This is a genomic window from Antribacter soli, assembly GCF_021568775.1.
GTDB classification, from domain to species: Bacteria; Actinomycetota; Actinomycetes; order Actinomycetales; family Cellulomonadaceae; genus Antribacter; species Antribacter soli.
In genome coordinates this window covers 83,459-102,942 of sequence record NZ_JAKGSG010000042.1, presented here as the reverse complement: position 1 = coordinate 102,942, position 19,484 = coordinate 83,459, and the positions used below count along the sequence as shown (strand labels likewise).

General features: G+C 70.3%; 18 protein-coding genes. 13 read left to right on the top strand and 5 right to left on the bottom strand.

All coding sequences use genetic code 11. The annotated features are described in order from the left end of the window. Window positions 1–1,349: InlB B-repeat-containing protein (locus L1785_RS15895; RefSeq protein WP_236090254.1), on the top strand; the 1,349-nt coding region annotated here is incomplete at its 5' end. 236 nt (window positions 1,350–1,585) lie between these two features. Then, complete coding sequence (locus tag L1785_RS15890) at window positions 1,586–1,975, top strand: nitroreductase/quinone reductase family protein (protein ID WP_236090253.1); 390 nt, start codon at window positions 1,586–1,588, stop codon at window positions 1,973–1,975. A gap of 30 nt (window positions 1,976–2,005) precedes the next feature. Here the strand turns inward: L1785_RS15890 and L1785_RS15885 are convergent, their stop codons facing one another. Next, a complete protein-coding gene (locus L1785_RS15885) occupies window positions 2,006–2,428 on the bottom strand; it encodes a VOC family protein (protein WP_236090252.1) in 423 nt (140 codons plus the stop codon). 169 nt (window positions 2,429–2,597) lie between these two features. Between L1785_RS15885 and L1785_RS15880 the strand changes: the two genes are divergently transcribed. From L1785_RS15880 to L1785_RS15840, 9 genes are all read left to right on the top strand, one after another. After that, a complete protein-coding gene (locus L1785_RS15880; RefSeq protein ID WP_236090251.1) occupies window positions 2,598–3,119 on the top strand; it encodes a putative immunity protein in 522 nt (173 codons plus the stop codon). A gap of 109 nt (window positions 3,120–3,228) precedes the next feature. After that, entirely contained in the window at window positions 3,229–3,588 is a 360-nt protein-coding gene (locus L1785_RS15875) for a hypothetical protein (protein ID WP_236090250.1), read from the top strand. A 26-nt stretch (window positions 3,589–3,614) separates the two neighbouring features. Beyond that, the gene (locus tag L1785_RS15870) at window positions 3,615–4,061 is read left to right on the top strand and encodes a TolB family protein (protein ID WP_236090249.1); all 447 of its coding nucleotides are present in this window, start codon (window positions 3,615–3,617) and stop codon (window positions 4,059–4,061) included. Between the two features lie 320 nt (window positions 4,062–4,381). Continuing rightward, window positions 4,382–5,941, top strand: a complete 1,560-nt coding sequence (locus L1785_RS15865) for a pectate lyase family protein (RefSeq protein ID WP_236090248.1) — start codon at window positions 4,382–4,384, stop codon at window positions 5,939–5,941. Between the two features lie 517 nt (window positions 5,942–6,458). Further along, window positions 6,459–7,748, top strand: coding sequence for an ABC transporter substrate-binding protein (locus L1785_RS15860; protein ID WP_236090247.1), 1,290 nt, complete (start codon window positions 6,459–6,461; stop codon window positions 7,746–7,748). 71 nt (window positions 7,749–7,819) lie between these two features. Beyond that, complete coding sequence (locus L1785_RS15855) at window positions 7,820–8,767, top strand: carbohydrate ABC transporter permease (RefSeq protein ID WP_236090246.1); 948 nt, start codon at window positions 7,820–7,822, stop codon at window positions 8,765–8,767. Next, a complete protein-coding gene (locus L1785_RS15850) occupies window positions 8,764–9,582 on the top strand; it encodes a carbohydrate ABC transporter permease (protein WP_236090245.1) in 819 nt (272 codons plus the stop codon). The genes L1785_RS15855 and L1785_RS15850 overlap by 4 nt, the downstream gene beginning before the upstream one ends. Before the next feature lie 4 nt (window positions 9,583–9,586). Further along, entirely contained in the window at window positions 9,587–11,263 is a 1,677-nt protein-coding gene (locus L1785_RS15845) for a hypothetical protein (protein WP_236090244.1), read from the top strand. Between the two features lie 74 nt (window positions 11,264–11,337). Further along, a complete protein-coding gene (locus L1785_RS15840) occupies window positions 11,338–12,075 on the top strand; it encodes a GntR family transcriptional regulator (protein ID WP_236090243.1) in 738 nt (245 codons plus the stop codon). A 141-nt stretch (window positions 12,076–12,216) separates the two neighbouring features. On the opposite strand, the gene L1785_RS15835 is transcribed toward L1785_RS15840, so the two are convergent. The 4 genes from L1785_RS15835 to L1785_RS15820 form a co-directional block, all read right to left on the bottom strand. Continuing rightward, on the bottom strand, window positions 12,217–13,236 hold the full coding sequence (locus L1785_RS15835) for a Gfo/Idh/MocA family protein (RefSeq protein WP_236090242.1): 1,020 nt from the start codon (window positions 13,234–13,236) through the stop codon (window positions 12,217–12,219). Between the two features lie 12 nt (window positions 13,237–13,248). Continuing rightward, the gene (locus L1785_RS15830; RefSeq protein ID WP_236090241.1) at window positions 13,249–14,157 is read right to left on the bottom strand and encodes a sugar phosphate isomerase/epimerase family protein; all 909 of its coding nucleotides are present in this window, start codon (window positions 14,155–14,157) and stop codon (window positions 13,249–13,251) included. Window positions 14,158–14,320: 163 nt separating this feature from the next. Further along, window positions 14,321–15,847 (bottom strand): alginate lyase family protein, encoded by a 1,527-nt coding sequence (locus tag L1785_RS15825; RefSeq protein ID WP_236090240.1) that lies wholly within the window; start codon window positions 15,845–15,847, stop codon window positions 14,321–14,323. Between the two features lie 68 nt (window positions 15,848–15,915). Continuing rightward, window positions 15,916–18,285: an autotransporter-associated beta strand repeat-containing protein gene (locus tag L1785_RS15820; RefSeq protein WP_236090239.1), complete on the bottom strand. Its 2,370-nt coding sequence runs from the start codon at window positions 18,283–18,285 to the stop codon at window positions 15,916–15,918. Window positions 18,286–18,500: 215 nt separating this feature from the next. On the opposite strand from L1785_RS15820, the gene L1785_RS15815 reads away from it, so the two are divergent. Both L1785_RS15815 and L1785_RS15810 read left to right on the top strand, forming a co-directional pair. Further along, on the top strand, window positions 18,501–18,986 hold the full coding sequence (locus L1785_RS15815; protein ID WP_236090238.1) for a hypothetical protein: 486 nt from the start codon (window positions 18,501–18,503) through the stop codon (window positions 18,984–18,986). Between the two features lie 9 nt (window positions 18,987–18,995). Then, window positions 18,996–19,466 carry a DUF421 domain-containing protein gene (locus L1785_RS15810; RefSeq protein ID WP_236090237.1) on the top strand — a complete coding sequence of 157 codons (471 nt, stop codon included), beginning with the start codon at window positions 18,996–18,998 and terminating at the stop codon, window positions 19,464–19,466. Window positions 19,467–19,484 lie beyond the last annotated feature (18 nt).

Below are 19,484 nucleotides of genomic sequence, written 5' to 3'. Positions count from 1 at the left end.
ACACCGCGGGCCAGACGGTCACGGTCACCGCGACGCTGAGTGCTGGCTTCGCCTGGGGCACCCTGCCCGCAGGCTGGGTCGAGGTCTCCCCGACGGTCGCGACGTTCTCGGTCACGTTCGACAACGTCGAGTGCAAGGAGGTCGTCCCCGTCAACCCGACCGTCACCCAGGCGGTCTGTGTCGGCGGCGTGGTCACCGCACCGACGCTGACCCTTCCGGCCAACACCGAGGCCATCACCTACACCGTCGCTCCCGCGGGCCCCTACACCGCGGGCCAGACGGTCACGGTCACCGCGACGCTGAGTGCTGGCTTCGCCTGGGGCACCCTGCCCGCAGGCTGGGTCGAGGTCTCCCCGACGGTCGCGACGTTCTCGGTCACGTTCGACGACGTCGAGTGCAAGGAGGTCGTACCCGTCAACCCGACCGTCACCCAGGCGGTCTGCGTGGCAGGACAGCTGACCCCGCCGACCCTCACCCTCGCCACGACCGAGGGCATCACCTACACGGTCAGCCCTGCCGGGCCCTACGCCCCCGGACAGACCGTGACGGTCACCGCGACTCTCGAGGACGGGTTCTCCTGGGGCACCATGCCCGCAGGTTGGACGCAGGAGTCCTTCACGGTCGCCACGTTCGAGCTGACGTTCGACGAGGTCGAGTGTGAAGAGGTCATGCCCGTCAACCCGACCGTCACCCAGGCGGTCTGCGTGGGCGGCGTGGTCACAGCACCGACGCTCGTCCTGGCCACGACCACGGGCATCACCTACACCGTCGCTCCCGCGGGCCCCTACACCGCGGGCCAGACGGTCACCGTCACCGCCACGCTGGCCGACGGCTTCGCGTGGGGCGACATGCCCGCCGGCTGGACACAGCAGTCCCCGACCGTCGCCACCTCCTCGGTGACGTTCGACAACGTGGTCTGCATCGTGGTCTCGCCGCAGTCACCGGTCCTGAAGCCGTCGGTGTGCCCGCCGGGTGCGACGGTGCCGACACCGTCGGTCCTGACCGTGGGCACCACCACCGGCATCACCTACACGGCCAGCCCGGCCGGCCCGTACAGCGCGGGCCAGACTGTCACCGTCACGGCGACGCTCAAGGACGGGTTCGCCTGGGGCACCCTGCCCACAGGCTGGACCCAGGTCTCGGCGACAGTCGCAACGTTCAAGGTCACCTTCGGCCCTGACGCCGTCTGCCCCAAGCCCGCACAGCCGGCGCCACCGGCAGCAGCCCCGATCCTCCCGGTCACGGGAGCCGACGGGACCGGCGCGCTCATCGGCCTTGCCGGCCTGACCCTCCTCGCAGGGCTGGTCCTTGCCATCTGGGCACGCCACCGCCGCGGTCAGGTCGACTGACCCCCAGCCAGCCGACAGACCGCATACAGGAGGGGCCGACCGGTACACACCGGCCGGCCCCTCCCGGCACACGGTGTTCGGCCAGACGGTGGGGGAAATACGGCTGCTCAACCCCGGGTCGCCGACCGACCGGCGGCGCCAGCCGGTCGGGTACCTACCTGACCGCGGCGGTCAGGGGCGACCGGCTCCACGACGTCAAGCTTGTCCCAGTTCTTCGCTGACGGTAGATGTAACGCATGGTCGAAGAATCGAGAAGTGCGGCAGCGCTTCGAGCCGGGCCGGACGCTCACCGGAGTGTCCGCACCGTCGACATCACCACGATCGGTGCGCGTTCAGGCCAACCGCACCGCATCGAGATCTGGGTGCAGCAGGTGGACGGCCGCTGGTTCCTCTCCGGCTCCCCGGGCCGCCGGGCGTGGGTAGCGAACCTTCGGGCGAACCCGGTTCTCACCGTTCATCTCAAGCACGGTGCGATGGCCGACCTGCCCGCCACGGCCAGGCCGATCGATGACGACGCTCGACGACGTGAGATCCTCGCCGCGATCATCAAGCTGTGGGGCCAGAACCCGAGTGAGCTGCCTGCCTGGCTGGCAGGCAGCCCGTTGTTCGAGCTCGACTTCGACTGACCCGTTGAGGCTCGTGGGCGACGGCGGCGGCTATGTCCCCGGCGTCCCCTCGGCCGCGAACGCCTCGGCCATCGCGGCCTCGTCGGCGTACATGACCTCCCAGTGGTGCCCGTCCGGGTCGGCGAACGACCGCGAGTACATCCAGCCCATGTCCTGAGGGTCGACGGTCACGGACCCGCCGATGGCGAACGCCTTCTCGGCGAGCTCGTCGGCCTTCTCCCGGCTGGCGGCCTCGATCGAGTTGATGACCTCGATGCCGTCCGTCGCCACGGGGCGCTTCGTGAACGTGGTGAAGAACTCGTTGCGGAGCAGCATCACCGTGATGCCCTCCTCGAGGACGACGGCGGCTGCTTTCTCGTCGGTGAACCGCGGGTCGATCGAGAACCCGAGGCCCTCGTAGAACGCCTTGGACGCGTCCAGGTCGGCGACGGGCAGGTTGACGTAGATCGGCATCGCTTCTCTCCTTTGGGAACGGTGGTGCTCGTACTATCTGACGAAAGGGGCGCCTGGAACTCATCGTCGGTCACGACGGCCGGGACGACGAGTCGACGTCGCTCGGGATGCTCGAAGGCTGCGAAGGCATTGCTGGAGCGGTCGCCGGATGTGGCTAGAGTGTGAGGTCGTGCCAATCCTGCCCGCCGACCGTGACCCCCGACTGATCACTGTGCGCCGCGGCGGAACGCTGACGGACGAAGATCACCGGCTGCTGGCGGAGTGGGCAGCCCTCTGCGCAGAGCACGTCCTGCATCTCTTTGAGCAGGCTCAGCCGAACGACACCCGCCCGCGTGACGCCATCGACATCGGTCGAGCCTGGGTGCGCGGCGAGGTCCACATGCGTGACGCCCACCGGGCTGCATTCCCGGCAAATGCCGCCGGACGTGACCTGCCCGAACCCGCGAAGTTTGCCGCTCTCGCAGCCGGGCAAGCAGTGGCAGTGGCCCACGTCGCCGCCCACGACCTGGGCGCTGCGGCATATGCGATCAGGGCAGCGGCTGCGGACGCTCTCACGAGTGGTGAGGCTGAGTCGGCGCGCGTCGCCGAACGAGACTGGCAGCGAGAGAGGATCCCCGCGCAGGTTCGGGAGCTCGTCCTCGACGACCAGCGGCATCGAAGCGCGATCTGCTGGAACGTCTTCGACGACTGACGCTGCGAACCCGTTCGACCCCCGGCGAAGCCGACAGGACTGGCCAGGTCGATCGTCGCCGCCTGAGAGACGCTTGTCAGGTGAGCCCGCCGATCTGCTGGAGGCACCCGTGAGCGTCATGTTCACCGTCCCGGTCGTAGGAGTGGTTCGGGCCGGTCGTTCCTGGTGGCCCGCCGCGGCGGGACGATCCGTCATCGCCTTGGCGCTCATCGCACTGATGACTGCCTGCGGCGGGTCCGCCGACACCGGTGCGGAGTCCGAGACGCCGACCGTGTCGCCTTCTCAGACCGACACCGAGTCCGGGGGCACCGGTGCGACGGCGGCCACGCCACTGGGGCCAGGGGAACTGATCGTGTTCGAGAAGATTGAACCCGGGGCCGAGCAACGCGACCTGTACGTGGTCGGGCCTGACGGCGGTAAGCCGGCGTTGGCGTCTACACGATCCGCGCTTCAGACGGCAAAGGGCTGACGCGAGTCACCGAGAACCCGGGCGGGATGGACACTCCTCTGGCGTACTCTCCCGACGGCAGTCAGCTTCTGATCGATCGCGCGGACCCGTCCCGCGGATCGGTGCACGCCCTGTTTGTGGCGCCGATCAGTGGCGGCCAGCCCCACCAGATCACCCCTTGGGGGCTCACCGACGACTACGCGAGCTGGTCGTCGGACGGCCGGACCATCGTCTTCGGCACGGGCGGGTCTCTCTACCGCGTGAGCCCCGACGGGCAAGGCTTGGCCAAGATCAGCCTGCAGCTGCTGGACGGGTCCTCCGGAGGGACCGCCTTCGACGTCGCCTTCTCCCCGGACGGCCGGCGAATCGTCTTCTCACTCGGCGGCCCAGAGCCGGGCATCTACTCGGCCAACCTCGACGGTAGCGACGTCAAGCAGCTCACCACCGGTCCGACTGATGGTCATCACGCGAACTGGGGTCCCGCAGTCGGTTAGGCCGCTGGGCACACCCGAGGCCCGGCCGGTAGCCCCTCGATCAGAGTCACGAGACAGTCAAGGGCGACCAAAGAGATCTCGGGGTTGCCTTCTGAGAAACCGGTCTCTAGGATCGGGAAACCGGTTACCCGCGTCTTGGTCTCATCTGCGGTCCCGCTCCAGCGCCGGGGCGGACACGCGATGCCGTCGGCGACGAGGGTGGGTGCACGATCCCGCACCTGGCGAGCTCAGATCAGCCGGACTCGGCGGACCGTCCGACGAGACGTGCACGGATCGCACCACAGCAATGTCCCGCATTCAATGACGAAGGTGAGGCAACAATGAGACGACCAGTCGCAGTGCGACTCCTTGCGGCAGGGGCCACGGTGGCCCTGGCGGCCACGATCGGCGTCACGACCCTGTCGATTCCTGACGCCCAGGCGGCGACGGGCAGTGCCACGGGCTTCGCGACCCAGAACGGCGGGACCACCGGCGGCGCCGGCGGGCAGACCGTGCGGGCCACGACGGGGACCGCGATCCACGCGGCGCTGTGCAACCGCGCCAGCAGCAGCACCCCCATCACGATCGAGGTCGAGGGAACGATCAACCACGGCAACACGACCCAGGTGTCGGGCGCCAGCTGCAGCACCGCTGCCGACGTGATCGAGCTCAAGCAGATCAGCAACGTCACGATCGTCGGCGTCGGGAGCGGAGCGGTCTTCGACCAGCTGGGCATCCACATCCGCGAGTCCCGCAACATCATCATCCAGAACGTGACCGTCCGGAACGTCAAGAAGTCGGGCTCGCCCCTCTCCAACGGCGGCGACGCCATCGGGATGGAAAGCACTGTCCGCAACATCTGGGTCGACCACGTCACCCTGGAGGCCTCGGGTGGGGAGTCGGAGGGCTACGACGGCCTGTTCGACATGAAGAACAACACCCAGTACGTGACCCTCTCCTACAGCATCCTGCGCAACTCCGGCCGCGGGGGCCTCATCGGTTCCAGCGAGACCGACCTGACGAACGGGTACGTCACGTTCCACCACAACCTGTACGAGAACATCGACTCGCGCGCCCCGCTCCTGCGTGGCGGAGTCGCCCACATCTACAACAACTCCTACGTGAGCCTCAACGAGTCCGGCATCAACTCCAGGGCCGGGGCCAAGGCGAAGGTGGAGAACAACTACTTCAAGAACTCCAAGGACGTGCTGGGCACCTTCTACACCGACCAGGCCGGCTACTGGCAGGTGAGCGGCAACATCTTCGACAACGTGACGTGGTCCAGCCCCGGTACCGACAACAACCCGGCCGGCCCGAACGTGACGTCCACGACCACGGTCACCATCCCGTACGCCTACACCATGGACGGGGCGAGCTGCGTGCCCGCCGTCGTCGCGTCCACGGCGGGCGCCAACAAGGGTGTGCGCGTGTCGGACGGCACCTGCACCCCGACGACCCCCACCCCCACCCCCACGCCGACGCCGACCCCCACGCCGACGTCCACTCCCACTCCCACCCCGACCCCGACGCCGACCGGGCCCAACCTCAGCCTGGGGGCCGGCGCTGACGGCTCCAGCAAGGCCGACGGGACGAGCTACGGCAACGTGCTGGACGGCTCCACCACCACCTACTGGTCGCCGGCCAGCTCGACCGGCCGCATCTCGATCAAGTGGTCAACCGCCAAGACGGTGTCGAAGATCAACATCCGAGAGGCCTCCGGTGCCGTGGGCAACATCGGGACGTGGCGGGTCGTCAACAACGACACCGGCGCCGTCCTGGCTTCCGGCAGCGGTGCCGGCGTCATCAGCTTCCCCGCGACCTCGCTGACCAAGATCAACTTCGAGATCGTCAGCGGGTCGGGGACGCCCAGGGTCGCCGAGTTCGAGACCTACGCCGGGTAGCGAGGTTCTCTCCACCGACGGTGGTCGTGGGTGGAGACTTCGGGGGAGTGCGGCGCTGGACTCCCCCGAGACTCCACCCACAGCCATACCCGGGTTCGGCTCGTCAGGACCCTTTGCGCAGGCGCTTCGCGTGCTCCCGGGGCAGGTTGACATCCTCAGGACACCCTCGACCAGGTCGACGCCCGCTACGGGGGTGTTGCGGCCTACCTCGCCCGGATCGGGGTCGACGACGCCGCCGTCGGACGGCTGTGCCGGGGCCTGCTGGCGGCGTGACGCCCCGGTCCGCCCGCGGCTCGAACGACGCCGGGACCAGCCAGATCGGCGAGTGGACGAACACCACCGCGAGGAGGTCGCGACCTCCTCGCGGGCCGTCGCGCGCCGCGCATGTCATGTCGTTGTCCGTAACTCTTGACAAACATACATTCGCCGTGTGACGGTTCCTCTCACGGGCGCTGGTCCCTCAGCGACCAGGACGACGGGGCGGCTCATTGTGGAGCGCCCGCGAAGGAGAGACACGATGTTGCGTTCTCAGAAGATCCGACGCCGGGGCGTTCCGGGCGTGCTGGCCGGGTTCGTCACTCTCGCCCTTGTCGCGGCGTGCGGAGGTGGCGGCAATGGGGGCGAGGAGGCCGCGAGCGACGAGCCCCTGCAGTTCTTCCTCTCGGGAGATGCCAACCAAGGCGGCGGCTTTGCGCACATGGCCGAGAAGTACAAGGCGGAGACCGGGGTGACCGTCGAGATCGTCGACCTCGCCAACCCCGACCTGCCGACCAAGCTCAAGAATGCCGCCCAGGCGAACGACCTTCCGGCGCTCGCGCGCGTCGGCGCGGTCGACCCGGTCTGGAAGGACGCCACGGTCGACCTGGCCCCGGTGACCGAGGGCAGCGACATCAACACCGACCTCGCGGCGATCGACCCCGACGGCAAGGTCCTGTCGATCCCCACCGACGTCACCGCCGTCGGCATGTTCATCAACAAGACGCTCTTCGACCAGGCCGGCGTCGAGTACCCGACCAGTGCGGACGAGACCTGGACCTGGGACGAGTACGTGGCCGCGGTCAAGAACGTCCAGGCGCAGACCGGCACCACCTACGGCATGGTCGTGGACCGGTCCTCGCACCGCCTCAAGGCCTTCTTCTACGAGTTCGGGTCCGAGTGGTTCCAGCCGGACGACAGCGGTGAGTTCTCGACGAACGACGAGACCAAGACGGCGCTCGAGTACTTCGCGAGCCTGAACGACGACAAGTTCATGCCGCGCTCGGTGTGGCTGTCGGACGACGACCCGAACGCGCTGTTCAAGAGCGGCGACGTCGTCTCCTACATGTCGGGTTCGTGGCAGATCGCGGACTTCGCCGTCAACATCGCCGACTTCGAGTGGGCGTCCGTGCCCATGCCGGCGCAGCCCGTGCGCACGACGAACTTCGGCAACGCGGCGAACATCGTCGTCTTCGACGGCACGGGCCAGGAGGACGCGGCGCTCGCGTTCGTCGAGTGGCTGTACGAGCCGGAGAACTACCGTGAGCTCGCCGAGAAGTCGGGCTTCCTCCCCGCGATCGACGGCCTCGAGGTCACGTACGCGTCCCACCCGGAGGCGTTCGAGCTGTACAACGAGGAGATCGCCAACTCCGCACCGATCGTCGGCCAGATCAAGCAGAACGACCTCGCCTACGAGATCGAGGGCATGGCGACCGAGGGCGACCCGGTGCGTGACGAGACCGTGAAGTACCTCAACGGTGAGCAGGACGTCGACACGACGATCCAGCGGATCAACGAGCAGCTGACGGAGCAGCTCGGCCCCCTGCCGTGACCTGACGCGGCCCCTGGCGCCCACGGCGTCAGGGGCCGCCCGGGTCCCGTTCCACGAACTTCGGAGAAGGCATGAGCGCACCATCGACGAGGATGGCACCAGAGCCCGTCCCGCTGGCACCGACCCGGATCGCGGCCAGGAGGCGCGCCCACCCCTCACGCACGTACGCACCGCTGGCGTTCATCTCCGTCGCCGTCGTGCTGTTCGCACTCTTCTTCGTGTGGCCCGGCGCGCTGGGCCTGATCTACTCCTTCAGCGACTACCGGGGCGTCGGTGACGTCAACTTCATCGGGGTCGAGAACTACACCGAGCTCTTCGCCGACGAGGAGTTCTACCAGTCCCTCGGCCGCACGTTCATCTACACGGCGCTGTCCGTGCCCGCGCACTACGTCGTCGCGCTCGGCATCGCGATGCTGCTGGCCAGCTCGCTCGCCAAGGGTAAGACCTCCGCGCGCGTGATCTTCTTCCTGCCCTGGCTGATCTCCCCGATCGTCGCCGGCGTCATCTGGCGGTGGCTCTTCGGCGAGAGCTTCGGCGTCGTCAACTTCCTCATCAGGGAGCTCGGTGGCGAGGGGCTCCGCTGGCAGACCGACGCCACGCTCGCCCTGATCCTCATCCTCATCGTGGGTACGTGGGGGAGTACCGCGTTCAACATGCTGCTTTTCATCGCGGCGATCCGGAACGTGCCCAAGTCCTACCTCGAGGCGGCCGAGATCGACGGCGCCAACGCGTGGGTCCGGTTCCGCCGGATCCAGCTGCCGCTGCTCGCGCCGACGTCGTTCATGGTGATCCTGCTGACCACGATCGGCTCCATGAAGGAGTTCGCGATGATCCAGGCGCTGAACGCCGGTGGACCGGGTACCCAGAACCGCCTGATCGTGCAGTACATCTACCAGACCGGCTTCGAGCGGGCGGACATCGGCTACGCGAGCGCGGCATCGATGGTGCTCATGGTCATCCTCATCGTCATCGCCGTGATCCAGATGCGCTTCCAGGACAGCCGGAGGGACCTCTCGTGAAGAACCTGCGCGGGTTCCCGAGCACGGTCATCCTCTGGGTCCTGGCCGCCGCCTACATCTTCCCCACGGCGTGGTTCGTCCTCAGCTCGTTCAAGCCGGGCTTCGAGCTCTTCAGCCTGCCGTTGACGCTCTTCCCCGAGGACTGGACCGTCTCCGGCTACGCCACGGCGTGGGACCGGTTCGACTTCCAGAAGTACTTCCTCAACACGACGATCGTGGCCGTGGTCACGACCGTGCTCACGGTGTTCGTCAGCGCGATGACCGGCTACGCGTTCGCGAAGTACAAGGCGTGGTGGCTCAAGGTGTTCTTCATCTGCATCCTCGCGACGACGATGCTGCCGACCGAGGTCATCATGCCGAGCTCGTTCATCGTGGTCCGCGACCTGGGGATGTACGACACCCTCGCCGGCATCATCGTGCCGTCGATCATCACCGCGACCGGCATCTTCATGTTCCGGCAGTACTTCTCCACGGTCCCGGACGAGCTGATGGAGGCCGCGCGCATCGACGGCGTCGGCGAGTTCGGGCTGTTCCTCAGGATCATGCTGCCGCTCGCCAAGCCGATCGCCGTCGTCCTCGCGATCTTCTCGTTCCAGTGGCGGTGGAACGACTACATCTGGCCGCTGCTCATCCTGCGCGACCCGGACCGCTACACGCTCCAGGTCGCGCTGCGCAGCATCGTCGGCGCGGACAACATCGACTGGTCGGTCCTGCTGTCGGCGTCCGTGATCTCGCTCATCCCGATGGTCGTCCTGTTCGCGATCTTCCAGAGGCAGATCATGAGCGCGGACATCAGCTCCGGCCTCAAGGACTGACCGCATGGCGGACGACCTCCTGGCGTCGCTCGCGCTGGCGGCCCGCGACCGGGCCCTCGGCCTCGGGTCCGAGGGGGCGGCGGCCGCGGCCGAGCGTGCCCGCGGACACCGTGGCCTCATGGCCATGGTGACGGCCGCCGTCGTCGCGGGAGCGGACGACGCCGATCCTCTCCTCGAGGCGGCGGCCGGGGGCTGGCTCGGCGAGCTCGAGGCGCTGCAGGAGCCCACGGGCCTGTTCTCCTCGGGCGACAACCTGGCCTCCCCGCCCGACTCCGCCTTCACGGTGTCCGACGGCGTGCTCGCGCTGACGCTGCTGCGCCGCCGTTCGCTGTGGCCCGGCGTGGGGGAGCGCGTCGAGGCCGTCCTGCGGCGCGCGCTGCCCGCGCTCGTGACCGGCGGCGTGCACACGCCAAACCACCGGTGGGAGATCGCCGGGGCGCTCGCGGGCCTCGGGACGCTGGTCGACGCACCCGAGGCCCTCGAGCGCGCCCGCGAGTGGCTCGCCGAGGGGATCGACGTCGACGCCGACGGGATCTACAGCGAGCGCAGCCCGATCTACGCGGCGTACGTCTCGAACCCGTCGCTGCTGACGCTCGCCGCGGCGCTCGGACGGGACGACCTGACCGACGTCGTGCACGCGAACCTGCACGCCCAGCTCGACCTCACGACGCCCGACGGCGTCGTCGAGACCGTGCACTCGCGGCGGCAGGACCAGAAGGACGAGTCGTTCCCGCTGGGGCCGTTCCTCGACCAGCTCGCGCGGTTCGCCGCCGGGTGCGCGCGGTGCCGGGACGCGACGCGGCGCAGCGCGTCCGCCGAGGGCACGGATCCCGTCCACGCGACGGCGCGGGCGCTGCTCGACGACGACGTGCGCGCGGGGTTCGCCGCCGCCGGGCACGCGGCGGGCGCCGGCGAGCCAGGGCCGGCGGAGGCGGGCGAGCGCTGGTTCGCCGGCAGCCGTCTGCTGCGCCGGTGGAGCGGCGACACGTGGGCGACCGTCTACGGCGGGTCGGACGTGCCGGCGTCCGGGCGCATCGCGTCCGGGCTCGCGTGCAACCCGACCTTCCTGCGGACCGGGCTCGGCGGGGTGGGCGTCCGCTCGGCACGGCTGTCGCGCGACTTCTTCGGGCTCGGCCCGTTCCGGCCCACGTCCGCCGAGCGCGACGGCGACCGGGTGGTGCTGCGCGAGCAGGTCTCGGCGTCGTACTACCAGCCGCTCGAGGCCGCGCGGCGCCTTGACGACGGGGCGTACGCGCTCGAGTTCGAGGGCCGCTTCGCGGCGTCGATGGCGTTCTCGCAGCGACGTCGCGACGTCGTGCGCCTCGAGACCGAGATCGCGCTCGACCTCGCCGACGACGGCGTCGTGCTCGCGATCACGACGCACGGCCTCGCGGCCCCGCACGCGCTCGAGCTGGCACTACCGTGGGACTGCGCGGTGCGCGGCGCCGACGACCTCGGGGACGGCCGGTTCCACCTGGTGACCGGAGCGGCGGACGTCGTCGGCCCGGATGCGATGCTTCACGTCGAGCAGCCGACCGGGGGCGATCCCGCCGCGCCGCCCGTGTACCGGCCGGGGGAGGCGTACGAGTTCCTCGGCGGCACCGACGCGCTCGCGGGGCCGCGGCTCTACCTGACCTGGTCGTCGCCCGGAACCACGACCGTGCGGATCCGCCGTGCGTGAGTGCGCCCTGCGGGACCGTCATCGACCACCAAGGCCGGCGGACCAGCCGGTCGTCCGAACCGAGGAGGCACAGCGTGGCTGATCATCTGCTCATCGAGCTGGATCGCTCCAGCCCCGTGCCCCTCTACCACCAGGTGGCGACGTCGATCGAGGCGCACATCCAGTCGGGCCTTCTGGCCCCGGGCGACTTCCTGGAGAACGAGGTGGCGCTCGCGGCCCGGCTCGGCATCTCGCGTCCCACGGCCCGGCAGGCGCTGCAGGAGCTGGTCGACAAGGGACGCCTGGTCCGCAAGCGCGGGGTGGGGACGCGCGTCGCGCCCGAGCGTATCCGGCGCACGGTCGAGCTGACGTCGCTGCAGTCCGACCTCGAGCGCGCCGGCCGGAAGCCGTCGACGCGCGTCCTGGCGTACGAGACGATCGAGATGCCCGCCGACGTGGCCGCGCTGCTCGAGCTCCCGGCGGGCTCCCCCGTCGTGCACCTGGAGCGGCTGCGCCTCGCCGACGGGGAGCCGCTCGCCGTCCTCAACAACTACCTGCCCCAGGAGACCGCCCCCACGCGCGAGGAGCTCGAGAGGCTGGGGCTCTACGAGGCGCTGCGGGCGCGGGGAATCCGCCCCGCCGTCGCGCGCCAGCGCATCGGTGCGCGGACGGCGACCGCCGCCGAGGCCAAGGTGCTCGACGAGGAGCCGCACTCCGCACTGCTGACGATGGAGCGCACGGCCTACGACGAGTCCGGCAACGTCGTCGAGTTCGGCAGGCACATCTACCGCGCGTCGCGGTACATCTTCGACACCACGCTGTTCGCGCACTGATCGCGCCCCCATGAGCGTGGGGGGGGGGGGGGGGGGGGGGGGGGCGGGGGGGGGGGGTGCGCGCTCGGCGCCCCCCCGGTGGGGGGGGGGGGGGGGGCCCCCGCCCCCCCCCCCCCCCCCCCCCCACGACGATGCCTGTCGCTACGCGGCGTAGAAGGCGGGCCGGTCGACGTACGCGACCTCGACGCGGCGACCCGAGGCCTGCGCCTCGAGCGCCGCCTCGCAGACGACGGCGGCGAGGTAGCCGTCCCAGGTCGTCGGGCCGTCGATCACGCCGCGGCGCGTGGCGTCGACCCAGCGCTGGACCTCGACGTCGTACGCCGCCTCGAAGCGGGTGGTGTAGGTGGTGTGCTCCGCGGCGATCATCCGGCCGTCCCGCCACTGCGTGATGCCGGTCGTGCGGCCGATCGACGCGAGGGCGGACTCGAACACGGCGTCCGTGGTCACCTGGTAGCCGAACCCGCAGTTGACGTTGATCTCGACGTCGGCGAGGACGCCCGAGGCGGTCTCGAGCAGGACGAGCTGCGGCTCCCGCAGGCCCTCGGGCGCGCGCGAGTTGCGCCGCGGCTTCTTGACCTCGACCGCCGTGATGGGCTCGTCCGCGAGCCAGGCGACGACGTCGATCTCGTGCACGACCGAGTCGGTGATGAGCATCGACTCGACGTACCCGGGCGGGGTCGCGACGTTGCGGTGCGCGCAGTGCAGCGCAAGGAGCGCGCCGGCGTCGCCGGACTGCACGAGCTCGCGCAGCTGCCGGTACTCGGCGTCGAAGCGGCGCATGAACCCGACCTGGATGAGCGGCCGGCCGGCCCTCTGCTCGGCCTCCATGACGCGGAGCGCGCCCAGGGAGTCGGGGGTGAGGGGCTTCTCGCACAGCGTGGGGATCCCGGCCTCGAGGCAGGGCAGCAGCGTCGCCTCGTGGAACGGCCCGGGGTTGGCCACGATGACGGCGTCGATGTCGTCGTGCCCGAGCGCGTCCTCGATCGTGGCCCGCTGCCGCGCACCCGGCGCGGTCAGGAGCGCCGAGGCGGCCCGCCCGTCGTCGGGCTCGACGACCGAGACGACGCGCGCGCCGCTCACCTTGTTCGTCAGCCGGCTGATGTGGTCGCCGCCCATGATGCCGGCGCCCACGACGGCAACGCGGAGGTCCTCGTCCTGCATCGCTTCCTTCTCTCAGATCCAGCGACGCAGCGCGTCGCGGTTGGTGCGGGAGTCGCGCTCGGGGCGCGCGGGGTCGTCGCCCGGCCGCGGGTACACGTCCTGCTCGACGACGAGCCAGCCGTCGTACCCGGAGGCGACCACGGCGTCCATGACGGCGGCGATGTCGAGGTCCCCCTCGCCGAACGGCACGAACGTGCCGCCGGACCAGACGTCGATCATCCCGCCCTTGCTCGCCACGATGTCGCGCAGCACGTCGACCCGGACGTCCTTGAGGTGGAGGTGGTTGATCCGGCTCGACCACCGGCGCCAGCCCTCCAGGGGGTCGCCGCCGCCGATGAGGAGGTGGCCGGTGTCGAACGTGAGGTCCACGTCGGTCCGGTCGAGGAAGGTGTCGATCTCGTCCGGGGTCTCGACGAACGTGCACGCGTGGTGGTGGAACGTGGGCTCGAACCCGCGGCTGCGCACGCGCTCGGCGGCGACGCCGACGTTGCGTGCGAGGCGCGTCCAGCCGTCGGCGTCGAGGACGTGTCCCGCTCCGCCGCCCGGGTTGGCCTTGCGGGTAGCGTCGCCGGAGTCGGCGAGCGTGGGCAGGGGGAGCTTGGACGGGCCCGCCTCGGCGGCGTCGGCGAAGACGTCCAGCGCATCGTCGAGGGCGGGGAGCGCGCCGGTGAAGGCGTCGTCGTCCGTGAACGGGAGGTCGACCCAGCCGCCGGCCAGCTCCAACCCGTGCCGGTCGAGGCGCTTGCGCAGCTCGTCGCCGCGGCCGAGGAACCCGACCGGCCCCAGGTCCACGCCCGCGTAGCCCGTCCGCTCGAGGACGTCGAGCACCTCGTCAGCCGTCGGCAACCGCAGGTCGTCGCCGTCGGGGGTCAGCTCGAAGACACCGAAACTCACGGGCGCGCCCGCCACGATGATCGCCATTGCTCCCTCGTCACTCCCTTGTCGACCGTAGGTGCGTTGTCAGTATGTACGGACAAACCACGATCGAGCAAGCCCTCGAGCGCGACTTGCCGTGGAGCACACGGAGAAGGGCCCGACCAGCGCGGCGCTGGTCAGGCCCCTCGGTCCTCCGGTCGGCCCCTGCCTACCGCTCGAACCACCCGCGGAACTTGCCGATGACGCCGATCAGCGCAGCCACGGCGGCGGTACCGAAGCCGATCGGTACCCCGATGGGGATGTCCGTGCCGGCCACTGCCCCGGCAACCGTCACGGACGAGGACTCGGACGACGAGGGCACCGACGACGGAGCCGCGGTGCTGCTCGTGCTCAGCGACGGGGACGGCGAGGGGGACGGGGACGGCGAGGGGCTGGGCGAGGGGCTGGGTGACGGCGGGGCGCTCGTGACCTCCGGCTCGGGCTCGGCGGCCGGAGCGGCCACCGGACGCCGGAAGGCCAGCGTCCCGAAGCCGAGCTGGTCGTAGCCGCCGCTGTTGGGGCCGTACTGCCCGCCGCCCGACTCGACCCCGTCGCGCTGGATCGTCTCCGTCACGTAGCGCGCCTCGAGACCCCTGCGGCCGGCGTAGTGGCCCTGGATCATGGCCCACACGGGCCTGACCTGTCCGCGGCCGGCGTCGGAGATCACCGTCTGCGTCCGCCAGGCCCCGTACTGACCGTGGTGCCAGCCGTAGGTCTCGAACGGGACGTCGTACCCGAGGTTGTACTTGGCCACGTACTCCGCGCCCTTGAGGAAGCGGTTGTCGTCGTAGCCGTACAGGTCGATGCCCTGGTTCCAGGCCGTCTCGCAGAACGCGCCCATGAGGCCGACGCCCATGGTCGAGTGGGGCTGGTCACGGCCGCTCTCCTGCCACTGCCCGAGCGCGCCGTTCTCGTGCAGGAACGGGACCGCCCGGCCGATCGACCCGTTGCCCCCGCCGGACTTGAAGTAGCTCACGGCCTGGTCGACGAGATCCCCTCGGTCGAGGAGGGCGCCGATAGAGAGGATCGACGTCATGTTGCACAGGTCCCAGTTCGCCCAGTAGTTCTCGATGTGGGCGCCGTTGTGCTCCTTGAGGAACCTGTCGTTCATGGGGTAAAAGATCGAGAGCAGCTTCGACGCCGCGGCGTCGAAGTCGAAGCCCTCGTAGCCGCGCATGAGCTCGACCGCGTTCGCGAACTGGTAGCCGTAGATCCCGGCTGCCAGGTAGCGGTCGGCGTTGCCGGTGAGCTCCGTGAGCGTGTGGGACCAGGCGTTCAGGATGTCGCGCGCGGTCCGCGCGTGGTCCTCGTTGCCGGACACCCTCCAGACCAGCGCGTTCTGGTACGCGGCGTGCATGTCCTTGAAGAGGACCGCGACGTTCTGACCGTCACCGCCACGGATCACGACGGGGGTGGCCCGCGGGGCCCAGCCCGCCTGGGCGTGGCTGCTCCCGGTCAGCGCGTTCCAGCCGCTGATCCAGGGATCTTCCCCCGCCTTGACCCTGGCGCTCATGCGCGCGAAGTCTTCTGCGGTGTGCAGCAGGCCGGGGTGCGCGCCGGCGGCGCGGGCCGGCGCGCCGATCCACAGCGGGCCGACCGCCGCGAGGGCGGACGCGGTTCCCGCCAGGGCCAGGAAGCCACGGCGACTCAGCCCGTCGGGCCCGTTCCGTGTGGCGGGGCCTGTCTGGCTGCTCATCGAACGACCTCTTTCGGAAGGGGACAGCGGGTGAAATTCAACACGAGACCTGATCGGCCGGACAAGACCTACTGATGCGGATTCGCCACGGAAAGTGTTTCCGTCGGCGCGGTGGCTGCGGCCGAGGCGTGGTCCTCGATGCCCGAGGGCGGGCCTTCTTCGAGCGGCCCGGCCTCGGTGCCCGAGGGCTTCCCGGTGGTCCGGCGTCGGGCGTGCCGCGGGATCGCGGTCCGCCGTCGGCGCACCGCGACGACGGCGAGCGCGGCCAGGGCGAGCGCGGCGAGCGAGATCACTGCGACGACGACGGGGGAGACGCCGGTTCCCTGTTCGGGCGCTGCGGCGCTGTCCGGCGCGGCCTCGCCGCCCGTGACCGCAGCGGGCGGCGTCGGAGCGGAGAGCAGCACCCTGTCGCCCGTGTAGCTGATCTCGTACTCGGTGCCCGCGACGTCGAGCGTGGCGCCGTCGTCGAGACCGGCGAACGTCCCGGTGATCCCACCGCCGGCCGTGACGACGGCGAACTCGGCGGGCAGGGGGGCGCCGTCCTCGTGGCGGATCTCGAGCGTGCCGCCGCCCAGGGTGACGGTGCCGGCGACGGTCAGCTCGGCCCCCGTGCTCGCCTGGAGAGCGGACGTTCCCTGCAGCGTCAGGTTGCCGCCCACGGCGGTCGCCCCGGTGACCGCGAGGGTCCGGTCGACGACGAGGTCCCCCGCGAGTGCAGCGCCGGCGAGCGCGAGGGTCCCGTCGGTGACGGCCCAGGGGCCCTGGGCAGTGCTCGTGCCCGTGTAGGTCAGCGTCGCGGCACCGGCCTTCACCAGGCCGCCGGCACCCTCGACGCCGCCGGCGTACTGGGTGTCCTCGGTGCTCGCGACGGTCAGCGCGGCGGTGCCGAGGCGCAGGGCGCTTCCTTCGACGCCGCGGAGGTTGTTGACGGTCTGGTCGCCCGCGGTGGTCACGTCGAGCGCCGCCCCGGGGCTCGAGAGCTCCAGGCCGGCGGACGAGGCAAGGCTTGCGCCGGCGAGGACGAGCGCTCCGCCCGACACCGTCGTGGGCCCGGAGTACGAGATGTCGCCGGTGAGCGTCACCGGCGCCGGTCCGGCCTGCTCGAAGGAGCCCGCACCGCTGACGCGGGACAGCTCGATCGCCTTCTCGGCGTTGTGGACGACGAGCGTGCCGTCGTCGACGACCTTGGCGAACTCCGTCCCGGTGAGCAGCCAGGAATCCTCGCCCGGGCTGCCGGTCCCGAGCCGGAGGATCGCCCCGTTCCCGATCGTCGTGGCGCCGTCGTAGTTCTGCTGGTCGGCGAAGGTGACGTCGTTGCCCGGCGTGCCGGCGACGGTGACGTCACCGACCGCCACGGCGCTCATCGTGTCGTGGTACCTGCCCCCCGAGATCGGCGCGCCAAGAGTGACCGGCCCGTTGTAGTCGAAGATGAGGTGCCCGCGCGCGCGGCGCGTGTACAGGTTGATGTAGACGGTCTCGCGCGTCCCGGGCAGGAAGAAGCGGTTGTGGGTGCCGTCGCCCCACTGGACGATCGCGCCCTGGATGTTCACGCCGCGCTTGTTGATGTTCTTGTGCACCGCCCGGAGGTTGAGGCCGGGGTCCGAGAGGGACGGGTTCGTCTCCGAGCCCTGGTCGCTCCAGGAGTAGACGCCGGACATGATGATGCGGCTGCCGTCGGGGGCGCCGTGGAAGTTGACGTCGTTCCCCCACTCGCGGGAGAAGATGTCGAAGCTCAGGACCGTGTCGTGGTCGTGGGGCGTGTCCACGATGAACGAGCCGTAGTTGACCACCCTCGCGATGTTCGGGAAGGCCGTCCGGTACCCCTCACGCTGGCCGACATAGGCGACGGTGCCGTTGACGAAGGTGCCTGAGAAGGAGTGGTCCCCGGCCAGATAGACGCCGTCCCAGATGAACCGGGTCTGGTTCAGCACCCCGCCGCCGCTGAGGATCCCCGGGTGGTACGGCGCGCCGCTGACGGAGACGATCAGCGTGCCGTCGATGTGATGGTTGAGCGCGTTCCAGGCGAAGTTCGGGTAGTCGTAGGGGTAGTGGCCCACCCGGCCCGTCGCGCCGGTGCCGTCGCCGTACTGCAGCGTCGCGCCGGCCTCGACCGTGACGGCGGGCGGATCGGGGTCGTGGAACGTGGCGTAGGGGTGGTTCTTGATGCCCAGGACCTCCAGGCGCTGCCGCTGGCGGTCCTCGGGGATCTGGAAGTCGCTGTCCGCCGTCAGCACGAGCTTGCCCCGCCCGCTGACCGTCAGGGTTCCCACGCCCGAGAAGACGCCGCCGTAGACGACCTCCTCGCCGTCGCCGAGCGTGATGACCGCGTCGCCCGCCAGCTCGACGCTCTCGTTCGCCCGCACCCTGGCGGTGATGTCCGTCGCTGCCTGGGCCGGGACGTCAGCGAGCGGAAGTGCGGCGAACGTCAGCGCCAGCACGGCGAGCAACCGGATCGGGGTCGCCAGGGGGGGCCGCCCCCTCGCGACCCGGGCGCCCCGTTCTTCCCGAGCCCAACCGGTCGCCGCACGCCGCTGCAGCAAATGGCGTATATGCGACATGGGGGGATGTTAGCGCCAACACCTTTGAGCTCTCGACGTGCGTAGCCTCGCAATCCGGGCGACCGTGGCACAGAAGGTGACTTGATGGGGGTGCCGTGGACCTCGAGATCCTGCAGGAGCCTGATTTCCAGCGCCGGGAGTGGCGCCTCGAACGGGTCGGCTGGACGCTGCTGACCTTGTTCGTCCTCGCGGGCCTCCTCGGGCTCGTGGGACCCGGCCCGCTGGGCGACACGACCCGCGCCGGCGAGGGCGGCCTCGTCGAGGTGAGCTACGGCCGCGTAGCCCACTACGAGGCGGACGACCTGCTCTCGATCAGGTTCGACCCCGCGGCCGTCGAGCAGGACACCGTCACGTTGGCGCTCACGGGCTCGTGGGTCTCCGGCGTCGACCTCCAGGGCGTCACGCCGGCGCCGAGCGAGGAGCGCGTCACCGACGACGGCGTCGTGTACGAGTTCGCGGTCGAGGAGCCCGGCGACCTGACCGTGACCGTGTCGTTCCGCGCGCAGGACGTCGGGCCGCTCACCGCCGACGTGGCCGTCGGCACCGACTCGCTGTCGCTGACCCAGCTGATCCTGCCCTAGGAGGTCCCCGTGGACGCCGTGCTCCGCGCCGTGGCGATGTACGTCGTGCTGCTGCTGCTGTTCCGGCTCGTCGGCAAGCGGGCGCTGTCGCAGGTGACGACGTTCGACTTCGTCATCCTGCTCATCGTCGGAGAGGCGACCCAGCAGGCGCTGCTGGGTGAGGACTTCTCGATCGCCCAGTCGGCGCTCGTCATCGCCACGCTGCTCCTGCTGGAGCGTGGCGCGGACTACCTGGGGTGGCGCTTCCCGCGCGTCCAGCGGGCGGCGGAGAGCGTGCCCCTGGTGATCGTCGAGGACGGCCGGGTGCTGCACGACGTCCTGCGCAGGGAGCACCTCTCGGTGGACGACATCCTCGCCGCGGCCCGCTTGGCACAGGGGCTGGAGGGGCTGGACCAGATCCGGTGGGCCGTGCTCGAGACGTCCGGCGGGATCAGCATCGTGCCCAAGGACCGCGCGGCGCCGAGGCCCGATCCCACCTAGATGTTGACGTTAACATCC